Annotated in this window: 13 protein-coding genes; 9 read left to right on the top strand and 4 right to left on the bottom strand. The window is 70.3% G+C overall.

The window, feature by feature from the left end; translation table 11 throughout:
- Window positions 1-102: 102 nt before the first annotated feature.
- Window positions 103-1,614: a metallophosphoesterase gene (locus ENSA5_RS15825; RefSeq protein ID WP_181197797.1), complete on the bottom strand. Its 1,512-nt coding sequence runs from the start codon at window positions 1,612-1,614 to the stop codon at window positions 103-105.
- A gap of 280 nt (window positions 1,615-1,894) precedes the next feature.
- On the opposite strand from ENSA5_RS15825, the gene ENSA5_RS15820 reads away from it, so the two are divergent.
- On the top strand, window positions 1,895-2,818 hold the full coding sequence (locus ENSA5_RS15820) for an oxidoreductase (protein ID WP_106392498.1): 924 nt from the start codon (window positions 1,895-1,897) through the stop codon (window positions 2,816-2,818).
- A gap of 15 nt (window positions 2,819-2,833) precedes the next feature.
- Here ENSA5_RS15820 and ENSA5_RS15815 read toward each other — a convergent pair whose 3' ends face one another.
- Window positions 2,834-4,411 carry a CotH kinase family protein gene (locus ENSA5_RS15815; protein ID WP_146155745.1) on the bottom strand — a complete coding sequence of 526 codons (1,578 nt, stop codon included), beginning with the start codon at window positions 4,409-4,411 and terminating at the stop codon, window positions 2,834-2,836.
- A gap of 191 nt (window positions 4,412-4,602) precedes the next feature.
- Window positions 4,603-5,256 carry a class I SAM-dependent methyltransferase gene (locus tag ENSA5_RS15810; protein WP_106392496.1) on the bottom strand — a complete coding sequence of 218 codons (654 nt, stop codon included), beginning with the start codon at window positions 5,254-5,256 and terminating at the stop codon, window positions 4,603-4,605.
- Between the two features lie 81 nt (window positions 5,257-5,337).
- Here ENSA5_RS15810 and ENSA5_RS15805 point away from each other — a divergent pair, with 81 nt between their 5' ends.
- From ENSA5_RS15805 to ENSA5_RS15785, 5 genes are all read left to right on the top strand, one after another.
- Entirely contained in the window at window positions 5,338-5,961 is a 624-nt protein-coding gene (locus tag ENSA5_RS15805) for a thioredoxin-like domain-containing protein (RefSeq protein ID WP_181197796.1), read from the top strand.
- A 73-nt stretch (window positions 5,962-6,034) separates the two neighbouring features.
- Window positions 6,035-7,081 (top strand): ATP-grasp domain-containing protein, encoded by a 1,047-nt coding sequence (locus ENSA5_RS15800; RefSeq protein ID WP_106392494.1) that lies wholly within the window; start codon window positions 6,035-6,037, stop codon window positions 7,079-7,081.
- 115 nt (window positions 7,082-7,196) lie between these two features.
- Window positions 7,197-8,336, top strand: a complete 1,140-nt coding sequence (locus ENSA5_RS15795; RefSeq protein WP_106392493.1) for a hypothetical protein — start codon at window positions 7,197-7,199, stop codon at window positions 8,334-8,336.
- 81 nt (window positions 8,337-8,417) lie between these two features.
- Window positions 8,418-8,876, top strand: a complete 459-nt coding sequence (locus ENSA5_RS15790) for a sporulation protein (RefSeq protein WP_181197795.1) — start codon at window positions 8,418-8,420, stop codon at window positions 8,874-8,876.
- Between the two features lie 46 nt (window positions 8,877-8,922).
- Window positions 8,923-9,345: a DoxX family protein gene (locus ENSA5_RS15785; protein ID WP_106392491.1), complete on the top strand. Its 423-nt coding sequence runs from the start codon at window positions 8,923-8,925 to the stop codon at window positions 9,343-9,345.
- Window positions 9,346-9,401: 56 nt separating this feature from the next.
- Here ENSA5_RS15785 and ENSA5_RS15780 read toward each other — a convergent pair whose 3' ends face one another.
- Window positions 9,402-9,848 carry a hypothetical protein gene (locus ENSA5_RS15780; RefSeq protein WP_106392490.1) on the bottom strand — a complete coding sequence of 149 codons (447 nt, stop codon included), beginning with the start codon at window positions 9,846-9,848 and terminating at the stop codon, window positions 9,402-9,404.
- A gap of 244 nt (window positions 9,849-10,092) precedes the next feature.
- Between ENSA5_RS15780 and ENSA5_RS15775 the strand changes: the two genes are divergently transcribed.
- The 3 genes from ENSA5_RS15775 (at window position 10,093) to ENSA5_RS15765 (ending at window position 12,052) form a co-directional block, all read left to right on the top strand.
- Window positions 10,093-10,758, top strand: a complete 666-nt coding sequence (locus tag ENSA5_RS15775) for a hypothetical protein (RefSeq protein ID WP_146155744.1) — start codon at window positions 10,093-10,095, stop codon at window positions 10,756-10,758.
- A gap of 1 nt (window position 10,759) precedes the next feature.
- Entirely contained in the window at window positions 10,760-11,146 is a 387-nt protein-coding gene (locus ENSA5_RS15770; RefSeq protein WP_106392488.1) for a hypothetical protein, read from the top strand.
- 111 nt (window positions 11,147-11,257) lie between these two features.
- A complete protein-coding gene (locus ENSA5_RS15765) occupies window positions 11,258-12,052 on the top strand; it encodes a HEAT repeat domain-containing protein (protein WP_146155743.1) in 795 nt (264 codons plus the stop codon).
- Window positions 12,053-12,137 lie beyond the last annotated feature (85 nt).

The following is a 12,137-nucleotide window of genomic DNA, read 5'->3' as shown; positions in this document are numbered from 1 at the left end:
CCCGCGTGCGAGCGATCCCGTCGTGCAGACCTCGGGTTGGGCTTGACAGCGAGCGCGTGGCCCCGATCGGTGCAGCGCCGCGGGCTGTTCCGCGCACAGCGCTCACGGGATCGCAGCGCCGTCGCAGTAGCAGCGGTTGAAGTCGGCCGTGGTCATGGTCCCGGTCCCACACCAGTAGGCGCTCCAGTTGTTGGGCCCGATCTGTTTGGCCTCGGGGTTGTCGACCGGGTTGAACGCGATGTACTTGGCCCGGATCTCGCTGTCGGCGTGGATCGCCTCGCGCACGCGGGTGAGCGCGGCCAGATCGTAGCTGCGCTCGACGCCGTAGGCGGCCCGGAACTCGTACTCGGGCCGCCAGCTCGGCGCGGGCTGGGCGAGGTCGAGGACGTAGGTCGTGAAGTCGCGGATCGAGCCGTCGGCGGCGTCGAGCTCGAAGGTCTGGAACCCGGGGTTGTTGCCGAACATCGGGCTGATCGCTGGCGTCAGGTGGACGAAGCCGCTGGCCGCGCCGGGCTCGGCGCCGGGGTAGGTCAGGCGAAAGTCGTCGGTGTGGATGTGCCCGGCGAATGAGGCGAGGATAATGTCGTGGTATTGATCGACGAGCTGCAAGAACGCGGTCGAGGCGTCGTCACGCCAGAAGGTCTCGCTCGTTTGAGCGCAGGCGCCGGCCTTTGAATGTAGCGATGAGTAGACGTTGATGCCCGGCGGGATGTGATAGATGAGCGAGACTTTTTCATTGGCGCCGCGGGCCGCCTCGAGCCGCCGCTCGAGCCACGCGAGCTGCTCACCGGTCGGATCTGCGGGCTCGGCGCCGGGCTCGTCGGCGCCGCAGGCGTCGCGGTAGTTGCGCGAGAAAAACACGGTGTTGAGCACGATCAGGCGCTGATCTGCGCGCCCGGGGTGCGCGGCCTCGTACCAGCCCCCGGCCGCGAAGGTCTGGGCGAACTCGGGCCCGCCGCGGGCCATCGGCGACCACGCGCGCGCGAGCATCGTGAGAAACTCGCCCCTCGGCTCGAGCAGGTAGTCGCCACAATACGAGTCGTTGTTTCCGAGCGCCGGGAACACCGGGATCTTTGGAAAGGTCGCGCTGATCTCGGCGGTCAGGAATTGCAGGGTCTTGTCGACGAAGGCGTGATAGCCGGCGTCTGTCTTGTCGCCGGTCGCGGCCTCGTAGCGCGCGCGGTAGGAGTGGGCCAAAAAGTCGCCAGAGATGATCACGAACTGAGGTGGCCACGGCCCGACGCTCGCGGGCGCGGCGAGGGCCGACTTCAAGACGGCGTAGCTCGTGTCGCGGCCGTGGCCGCCGAGATCCTTGGCCGCGCCGTTCTCGAGCAGGGGGCCCCACTCGGGGGCCTCGGCGGCGGCGAGCTGGGGGACGAGCTGCGGGTCGAGGAAGGGGTCGAAGTGGATGTCCGAGAGGCTGACGAAGTGGGTGGAGCTCGGCTCGGGTGTCGGGGGCTCGGGCTCGGGCGTCGGGGGCTCGGGCTCGGACGTCGGGGCGGCGGGCGCCTGGGCCTGGAGCGGGGCCTCGGCCTCGGTCGGCTTCGGGCGGGGCTCCTGGCGGCCGCACGCGAGCACGGCCAGCGCGACTAGGCAGACAACGCGGGGCGACACGCTAGCAGCCCGGGGTGCAATGCCTCGCGCCGCCCCGCTTGGCCTTTTCGCCGAGGGCTTTGTCGCCAAAACTTGCAGTACGCCCGGTACAGCGGCGTTTTGGCTTCGCGCCCTCGGAGAAAATTCCGGCGCGAGGCGACACGATGCATTGCACCCCGGGCTGCTAGACATGGCGACGATGGTACGCTCGGCCTACAAGGGCGCGAGCGATCGTTTGCCGCAGCGCCCGGGCGCCGACATTTGCGCTCGCCGCGCAATCCGACTCGAGAAGAGAGCGACAATGGCCAAGTGGACCCACGCTGACATCCCCGATCAGACCGGCAAGCTCGCGATTGTGACCGGGGCCAACAGCGGGATCGGCTTCGAGGCCGCCCGCGCGCTCGCGGGCCGGGGCGCGAGGGTCGTGCTCGCGTGTCGGAGCGTGGCCCGGGCCGAGCGGGCCGAGGCCAAGATCCTCGCCGAGCACGGTGCGGCCGAGCTCGTGGTCATGGAGCTCGACCTCGCGGACCTCGACCAGGTCCGGAGCTTCGCCGCCGCCGCGCGCGAGCGCTTTGAGCGGCTCGATCTGCTGATCAACAACGCGGGGGTGATGGTCCCGCCCGCGAGCACGACCAAGCAGGGCTTCGAGCTCCAGCTCGGGGTCAACCACCTCGGCCACTTCGCCTTGACCGGCCTCGTCCTCGAGCTCCTGTGCGCGAGCCCGGGCGCGCGGGTCGTCAGCGTGTCGAGCCAGGCCCACCGCCAGGGCCGGATGAATTTCGACGACCTCGACTTCGAGGCCCGGGGCTACGATCGCATGGCCGCCTACGGCCAGAGCAAGCTCGCTAATCTGCTGTTCACCTCGGAGCTGGGCCGGCGGCTCGCGGCCGCCGGGCTCGACGTGATCGCGGCCGCCGCCCACCCGGGCTGGACCGGGACCAACCTCCAGCAGCACTGGAAGCTCGCCAACTTGCTCAACCCGCTGCTCGGGATGGCCCCGGCCAAGGGCGCCCTGCCCACGCTGCGGGCCGCGACCGACCCCGGCGTGAAGTCCGGCGACTACTACGGTCCGCGCGGGCTGTATCAGATGTGGGGCTACCCCAAGCGGGTCAGCCGGAGCCGGGCCGCGCGCAGTGAAGCGGACGCCCGGCGCCTGTGGGAGGTGTCCGAGCTGCGCACGGGGGTCCACTATCCGAGCGCCGCGGCCCTCGCTCGTGGGGATTGAGCGCGCGGCCCGGGGTCAGTTGTCGACCAGCGGCGACAGCTCGCACTCGGCGATCTGATCGAGCAGCGCCGCGTGGCGGTCGGGGACCTTGTCCCCGGTGATCTCCTCGACCCCGTCGACGAAGCGCTCGTAGTCCCACAGCGGATCGGCCTTGATCAGGTCGTTGAGGGACGGCGCGGCGAGCCCCTCGAAGGGCTTGGCCGCGAGCCGCGGCCGTTGGCGTAGATCGCTCACGCGCGAGCTGACCGCCTCGGGGTTGAAGTATTGTTCGACGAAGGCCTCGGCGGCCGCGCAAAACTCCGAGCGAAAGGGCGGCTCTCGCAGCCGATTGACCAGCTCGGGGGACGCGCCGTCCTCCCAGATCCGGCCCAGGATGTGACACGGGCCCGTGTGGTTGTTGCCCTCATCGTCGTTCTTGTAGCAATCATCCTTGAACGCCCGGTCGACGTCCCAGGGGAAGATCACGAAGCGCCGCGGCGTGTCCTCGGGGCCGTAGTGGTAGAGCAAGAAGTTGGCGCTGCTCGGCGCCCAGCCGTCCATGTCGGAGATCGCAAAGTGGGCGGCCATCGCCCGATGCCACTCGTCGAGGTGAATGTGGTCCTCGATGCACGGCACGAAGTCCTGATCTGGCGCGCTGGCGCAATGCATGAATGGGATCAGGTCCGACAGCATGTCGACCTCGTCGGTCCCGGCCTCGAGCTGGTAGGTGTCGAGGTAGGGCTCGAGATCGGGGCCGAGGTCAGCGAGCGCGTCTTCTTCGTCGCCCCAGCAGTCGCCGAATTCGTAGAGGCTGCCGTCGGGGTCGTCGGGGAAGCGGTTCTTGGCGTAGCTGCGGTCGTCGCGTTCCTCGACGTGGGCGAACACGCCGACGTAGTCATCGTTGACGTACACGCCCGCGAAATTGCAGCGCGGGGCGGGGATGTTGAAGTCGCGCAGGAGCTCGTACACCAGGCACTGCTTCATGAGGGTGTCGTCGCGCTCGGATGACAAGAAGTTAATCCGCTTGTGGCCATGAAAGCGCCGCCCCGGCGTGTAGCGGACAAAGGACATCTTGAAGCCGTATCGCTCGTCGGGCTGGGCCAGGATCTGCTCGGGCAGGTCGTGGCCACGAATGCGAAATCCGACGTCATCGTAGAATTCGGTCTCGCCCGACCACGGGTTCTCGAACGCCACGTCGGCCTCGCTGAACGGCCGCGCGTCGCACTTGGAGTCGGGGCTGATCTGGGTCATGAGATGGTCCCACGCCTCGGGCCAATTGGCTCCTTGCATGGTGACTCGATAGACCGGCAGGTAGTCGTGAGAGAACAGGTTTGCTGACGCGTCGGGATCGGGCGGGGGCTTCGGGCTGGGGCCTGAAGAGGTCTCGCCGTCGTCGGTCTCGTCGGCGTCCGCGCCGTCCTCGGTCTCGGTCGTGCTCGCGTCATTGTTGCTGTTGGTGTCACTGTCGCTGATGTCGATGCCATCGCTGCCGGTCCCGGGGCCCGGGTCGATATCGGGGGGTGCCTCCGGGCAGCCCAGTAAGAGCAGTCCAGGCCCAAGCAGCGTGAACCGTGCTGCGAACGATCGGCTTATCGTGTTGTTACTCTTTGTCATGATGTCCAGCCTCAAATGTCGCGGGGCGACTCCACCGTAAATTCGAGGATAGCCTGAGATGACCGAGGTGCAGCCTGGCGTGGGGGCTGCCGAAAGGATTGCGGGAGCGGGGCAGACCAGGCCAGGCCTAGCAGCCCGGGCTGCTAGCAGCCCGGGGTGCTAGCAGCCCGGGGTGCTAGCAGCCCGGGCTGCTAGCCCGCGCGGTGCATGATCAACGTGGCATCGTGGGCGCCGAGGTAGTGCTGGTAGAAGATCACCTGCGGGGTCCGCTCGAGCGCCCAGGCGAGCCAGCGCTTGGTGTCGCGTCGCGGGAGTCGGGTCGGTGGCCGCTCCCAGTCGTCTCCGCCCGACAAGAAATTGAACCCGAGCACGCCCGCGGGGCGCGAGGCCAGGGCCGTCCACGCGCGCTCGAGCACGGCGAGGGCCCGCGCCTCGTCGAGGGTGTTGAGTGAGCCGTTGAGCACGATGGTGTCGATCGAGCGCTCGCGGACGAGGGCGTCGAACAGCGCGGTCTCGCGGACGAAGTCCCCGCGCATGAAGGTCGCGCGGGGCAGCTCGCGGGCCGCCGCGCGCTCGCGGGCGATGGTGTCGAATTCGGCGACGGCCTCGACCCCGACGTAGCTGCCGTAGTCGAGGCCCTGCTCGTCGAGCCAGGCGAGCAGATCGCCGTGGCCGCTGCCGAGATCGGCGATCCGTCGGCCGGCGAGGGCGATGCTCCCGGTGAACACCGCGAAGCGCCGCTGCTGCATGTCGCGGGAGCCGTAGAGCAACGCGGGGAAGCCGGGTCCGTGACTGGCGACGGCGCGGAGGTAGGGGCCGAGGTAGTCGGGCTCGTCGGCGGTCATGCCGGGCCATGGTCGCGCATCCCGGGCGAGGCTGCAGGACCCGGTGTTCGCGGCCCGATGCGCCGGGTGTTATAAGGACGCATGTCTCGCCTGCGCCTGTGCTCTTGCCTCGTCACTGTGCTGTGTTGCTCCGTGTCGGCGTGTACGGATGATCTGGCCGGCGAGGGCGACACCCAGGGCGCGGGCGACGGCGACGGCGACGGCGACGCCGAGACCAGCGGCGGCGACGGCGACGGCGACGGCGACGTCTGCAAGATCGCCGAGACAAGCGAGATCGAGGGCTGCGCCGAGATCATTGGCGAGGGCTTTTGCAGCGAAGGTGGGATTCACGTCGAGCAAGGCAGCGACATCGAGTGGACCAACAACCCGCCGCATTCGGGTGATCACTACCCGACCTGGGAGACCTGGGGGGAGCACGAGACGCCCGTGGCTCGGGGCCATTGGGTCCACAACATGGAGCACGGCGCGATCGTCTTGGTCTACAACTGCCCCGAGGGCTGCGAGGCGGAGCTCGAGCTGCTCCGCGAGGTCATGGCGGCCGTGCCCGACCGGCGCATGTTGATGACCGAGGATCCCCTGCTCGACGGGCCCCGCTTCGCCGCGGTCGCCTGGAATTGGGTCTACGAATTCGACGCGCCCGACATGGACGCGCTCGTGTGCTTCGTCGAACAGCACTACAACCACGCGCCCGAGAGCGTGCTTTGACGGCGCCTGCGCCGGTTGCGAGCCGGGGGCGGAATTCTCCGCGCGGCGGCCCGACCTGGTCTACCTTCGTCGCGTGACCCCCGAGCCCGAGCCCGGAACGCCGACGATCGCGCTGCGCCTGAACATCGCTCGTGAGCTCGGCTGGCGCGTCGAGTGCCTCGACCCCGAGACCGGCTGGCTGTGGCTGCTCGAGCGCGACGGGCGAAGGCGGGTGCTGCACGGCGCGCACGCGTCGATCAACGACCACGCGGCCGCGGCGATCGCCCTCGACAAGGACTACACGGCGAGGGTCCTGGCTCACTTCGGCGTCCGCGTCCCCGTCAGCGCGCGCTGCCTCGGGCCCGAGGTGATCTTCGACTCGCTCGGCAACGACCCCTACCCCGATCAGCGCGGCCTCGCGCCCGCGCTCGCCTTGGCCTCGAGTCACGGCTTTCCGCTGATCGTCAAGCCCAACCGTGGTTCGCGCGGGCGGGCCGTGATCGTGGTCGAGGACGAAGAGGGCCTCGCGCGGGCGCTGAGCGAGGCGTGGAAGGTCGGCCGCCTCGCGCTCGCGCAGGTGCCCGTGCCCGGCTTCGACCTGCGCGTGGACGTCCTCGATCGTGAGCTGCTGCTGGCCTATGTCCGGCGTCCGCTCGCGCTCGTCGGCGACGGGCGGTCGACGCTGATCGAGCTCCACGAGCGCGCCGATCCCCGCGCGCGCAGCCCGAGCTTCGCGGCCAAGCTGCGGGCCAGCGCGCCGTGGATCGAGACCTTGCGCGGGGCCGAGCTGAGCCCCGACTCGGTCCTCGCGGATGGGCGGCGCCTCGACTTCGCGACCACGATCTACAACTTGCACCACTGCTGCGTCGGCGAGCTCGTCCCCGAGCTGCCGCAGCGCTGGGTCGAGCTCGCCAACGAGATCGCCGGGTACATCGGGCTGCGTCACGCGGGCGTGGATCTGCGCCTGCCGCTCGTCGACGGCGGCGACCCGCTCGATCAGCCCGTCGAGGTCGCGACCGTGCTCGAGGTCAACGCGTCACCGGCGGTCGGGCAGATCGCCAGGCTCGGCGCTCGGGCGGAGGCCGAGGCCGCCGAACGCCGCGTGGTCAGCACCATGCTCGAGGAGCTCGGGCCCGCGTAGCTCTTGTTCGTCCGCATCGGGCCGCATCCGCCGAATCCGGGCAAAATCCGGGGGTTTGGGTGCACAGCGGCGTCGGCGTGGCCCTGGGCCCTGACGCATGCCATTCTCGGCGTCCGTGCCGCCCCGTCCTGCCACCCGCATCCTCGCCGCGCTCGCGCTCGTGGTCGCTGCGTCCGCCTGCACCAAAGACGAGTCCAACCTCGCGAAGCTCGCGGAGGCCGACGAACAGGCCGAGGCGGGGGCCGACGCCGGGCCGAGCGCGCCCGAGGTCGTCAAGACCACCGAGGCCGACGGCGCCGACGCCGAGGGGGGGAACGCGCCCGAGCCCGAGGAGCCCGAGTGGGAGCTCGACGCCAACGGGATCCCGATCCCGGCCCAGGACGGCCCGGCCCGGCTCCTGAGCCCCGGCGCCGAGGACAAGCGCGTCGAGCTGCGCCTGGCCCTCGACGAGGGCGCGCGCTACCGCGTGACCACGATCGGCATGCTGCAGCTGCCGCTGATCGACAGGCCGACCGGCTTCGCGCGCGAGGAGGACGTCACGCTCAGCGACTGCGAGGGCGAGGGCGCGGCGCGGACCTGCCTGGCGACCCACGCGTACCGCAACTACGAGGCCGAGCCCCCGGCCGGGTCCGGGCTCGAGGCCGACGAGAAGCAGGTCGCCGGGATCGGGACCTCGCACCGCGTCGACGCGAGCGGGCTGCGGATCACCGACACCGCCGTCGTCGGCGACGCCTCGCCGAAGATCGGCGAGATGCTCGGCCAGGTCCACCGCCTCTACTGCATTCGGCTGCCCGCCGAGGCCGTCGGCGTCGGCGCGATCTGGAAGGACGTGTGCCGGACCCGTCAAGGCGGCGCGCTCGTGACCCGCGAGCTGACCTGGCGCCTCTCCAAGCTCGAGGACACGGCCGAGGGCGCCCGCGCCGAGCTCGAGTACGCCGGCCGCGTGCGCCGGGTCAGCCCCAAGGGCGAGCTGATCAACGGCGAGATCAAGGGCGCGCTGTACTTTTGGGTCGACGCGGGCGAGCCCCACCTCATGCGTGAGCGGATGGGCTTCATGCTCGACGCGGGCAAGGGCGTGAGCACGGGGACGGACTTTCGCTTTCAGTTCGCCAAGGTCGTCGAGGGCGGCCGCGATGGCGAGGACGAGCTGATCCGGACCGACGGCAAGGCCTTCGAGCATCCGCCGCAGACGCTCAACGACCCCCGCACGGTGCCCGCGGGCGCCACCCGCGACGCCGAACTGCCGGCCAAATAGATCTTGGCGGGCACGCCGTGACCCCAGCTGTTACTGTGGGTCGAGCAGGAGCGCGAGACCACGATGGGCTTTTCCGACAAGATGCGTGAGACGCTGGGCAACGAGGGCGCCCGCGTGGAGTTCATGGACGACGACGAGGGCTGGACCGCGCAGGTCGCCCCCGGCGGCACCGCCGAGGCCCGGCTCCAGATCCGTGGCGGGACCAAGACCGCGCGGGTCGAGGGCATCGTGCTGCGGGTCATCGTCCGCCACCGCCACTGGGCCGACGCCCAGGGCCTCGCGCTGACCGAGGAGCAGGCCCGCGAGCTCGAGGAGCGCAACCACCTCATGCCCGCGTGGAGCCGCGACCTGCTCGGGCAGACCCGGGTCGAGGTCGAGCAAGACATCGGGCCCGGCGACGAGCGCGAGCTGACGGTCCAGGTTCCGGTGCCCGAGCACTGCGACACGACGACGAGCGCGTGCACGATCACGCTCCACGCTCAGGCTGACATCCGCGGTCAGATCGACCCAACCGCGACCGGCAAGTTGTTCGTGCACTGAGCCCGCCCGCGCCGTCGGCACGACACTTGCTCTCGTTTGCGTCGGGATGACGCAGCGAAGCAAGCCCGTCGACATCGTGCTGTGGCTCGCCACGATCTTCGTGGCCATGCTGTTCTTCACGCTCGGCGCCTACAAGCTCGGCGACGGGATGCAGGCGCAATTCGAGGAGTGGGGCTACCCGCCCGGGGTTGACGCCGGGATCGGCATCCTCGAGATGGCCGGCGCGGTCGGCTTGCTGTTCAAGCGCACCGCTGGCTGGTCGGCGGTCGGCTTGATGGTCATCATGCTCGGCGCGGCCGCGACCCATCTGTGGTTCTACGATGGCCTGGGCATGATCGCGCCCCTGGGCATGCTCGTCGTCCTCGGGCTGATCGCGTGGGGCCGCGGGCTGCCGGTGAGGACCCGGGCTCCAAGCTCGCCGGGCACCGCCGACGCCCGAGGCCAGCTGCGGAGGATCCCGCACAATTGAGCGCGCGGCGGGTAGCTTTCCCCGCCCGCACCACGGGCTGCTCGCACCCCGGGCTGCTAGGAGCCCGCCCGCACGAAGCTCCACTCGCCGAGGCCCTCGGTTGCGACTCCGTAGCCAAAGGATCCGGTCAGCGCCGTGTCTTCGCGGTTGATCAGCAGCCAGCCCTTGCCGCGGCTGCCGAGGCCGTCTTGCCAGGTGAAGGTCGCGCGGTTGCTCGGGACCTCGCCGCCCTCGTCGGTGTCGACGTGGGTGTGCGCGAGCAGCAGCGTGTACTCGGTCGCGCCGTCGTCGGTCACGAAGGAGCCGAACAGCGCGCGCTCGTCGAGCTCGCCGATGTTGAGCGTGCCCCGGAGCCCGTCGACGTCGCCGGTCCACTCGCCCGAGAATTGCGGATCGATCTCGTAGACCGAGGCCGGGGGATACTTGGTCGCCTCCGCGGCGCCGCCCCCCGTGCCGCTCGGGCCCGGGCAGCCGAGCGCGAGCGCGGTGGCGACCAAGACCACCGGGCGTGAGGTCCTCGTCCTCAGTAGCCTACTCGCTGCGTGCGCTCGGCCCACGGGTAGGTGCATAGCATTTGTGAGCTGCGACGGACACGCGTGGGGGCTTTGCCGCGCCCGAGCGGGCCGCTATTCTCCCGCCGGCATGCTCGCCCCGCCGATCGAAGGCCCCAGGGTCCTGGGCGCCGCCGGCCCGCTCCGACGCCGACGAGCGCGTGTCGCTGTCGCGGCGCTCGCGTTGGCGGTGGCCATGGCCCCGCTGCCGTCGGTGGCTGCGCCCGCCGCGGACCCGGCCGCGGATGGGTCACAGCCCGAGGCCGAGCCGGGCGCGGGCGACCCCGCGAGCGGGGCCGAGCCGGGCGCCGAGGGGGACACCCCGGGCGACCTCCAGCCGACGGTCACCGAGCTCGAGCCGAGCGGGGTCCCGACCGGCGGCGGCGTGGCCGGAGCCGTCGTCGATCCCGACGACCCCAACGCCGCGCGAGCCCAGTCCGACCTCGAGGGCGAGAGCCTCGACAGCGATCTCGCTGGTGTGCCCGAGCGCGTGCCCAAGCTCCAGGCGGCGGGCTGGTGGACGACCTTCTCGGCGGTCGCGCTCGCGACGACCGGCGGGATCTTGGCCGGCATCGCCGAGACCCGGCAGGACGAGGCCGAGCGCATGGCCTACAGCTTCGACCTCGACACCGGCCGCACGACCCTCTACGGCCCCGTGGCCGCCGATTACGAGGGTCTGCTCAGCCAGGGCCAGACCTACCAGTGGATCGCGCGGGGCTTCATCATCGCGGGCGGGGCCACGCTGATCGCAGGCATCGCCCTGTTCTCGGTCGACGGGGTCCGCCGCCGCCGAGCCGCCCGCTCCGAGAGCGCGCGCGTGCGGCTCGACCCGGGCCTCGGAGGGCTCGGCCTCCGCTTTTGACATGGCCATGTTCGTCATCGCACGCAGCTCACGGTCGACGCGCGCGCGCCTGGGATCGGGCCTCGGGCTGGGCCTGGGCCTGGGCCTCGCGCTTGGCCTGGGCCTCGCGGCCTGCTTCACGCCGCCGTCCGACGACGTGCTGTTCTCCTGCGAGTTTGACGGCGACGACAGCTGCCCGCCGGACTACAAGTGCGAGGCCGACAACTGCTGCCACCGGATTGGCTCCGACATCGAGGCCGCGCTCGGGAGCTGCGCGCTCGGCGGGAACTCGGCCGGCACCGAGACCACGGGCGCGACGGGGTCCGAAACGGACACCACGGACACCACAGAGGGCGGCACGGACACCGGGACCGAGACTGGCACGGACGCCGGGACCGAGACCGGCTGATGCTTGCCGGGCCGGGGTCCAAGAGGTAAAAGCCGAGAATTCGGCACGAGAGCTCCGTCCGACGCATCCGCGCCCGAGGGGCATCCAAGCAATCGACGCAGCGAGGCAGCCGTGGGACTCAAAGACATGTTGTTCGGATCCGGTCGCGGTAAGACTCGGGTCGAGAAGCTGACCAAGCGCATCACGAACCAGTACAACCAGTCCGTCGATCGCTACGGCGCGATGGAAGACCTGCTCAAGCTCGGCGCCCAGAGCTGGGAGAAGGCCGAGAAGCTGGCCGAGGGGTCACCCGAGCGCGAGGCGCTCGAGCGCCAGAGCGAGGACGCCTACGTCGCGCTGCTCAAGCGCTTCGAGATGAACGCGAGCAAGAGCATCGACGACGAGGAGGAGAAGGGCTGGCTCTACAACCGGCTCTCGGCGATCGGCAAGCCCTTGCTCGGGCCGATCAAGCGCTTTTGCAAGGACGCCGACGGCATCGCCTGGGCCCTGCGCATCGTCGAGGACGTCGCCAACGAGCGCGAAGAGTGGGAGATCCTCGACGCGCTGCTCGAGTTCCACCCGCCGGTCTACGAGCGAGACCCCAGCGCCAAGCTCCAGATGCTGACCCACATCAAGGAGATCGAGGACGAGCGCGTCCGCGAGATCCTCAGCTCCTACCTCGACGACCCCGACGAGAACGTGCGCTTCTTCTGCGTCGACGCGCTGATCACCAACGCCGAGGAGCAGGCCAAGGGCGCGCTCATCAAACACCTCGACGCCGCGGGCGAGGACTCGGTCCGGCTGTGCTCGCGGATCCTCGACGGGTTCGCGGATCTGGGCTGGGACCTGTCGGAGCACGCGGCGGTGATCCGCAAGCACCTCGACGACGACCACGCCTTCGACGGCAAGATGCTCACGCGGCGCTAGCAGCCCGGGGTGCAATGCGCCACAGGCTGCTCGCGGACACGGAGGTAGCGCCGTTGCGCGTGGTCCTTTGACCAGGTAAGTAGCG

It is taken from the genome of Enhygromyxa salina, from assembly GCF_002994615.1.
Classification (GTDB): domain Bacteria; phylum Myxococcota_A; class Polyangia; order Nannocystales; family Nannocystaceae; genus Plesiocystis; species Plesiocystis salina_A.
This window is presented reverse-complemented; position numbering and strand designations above follow the sequence as displayed.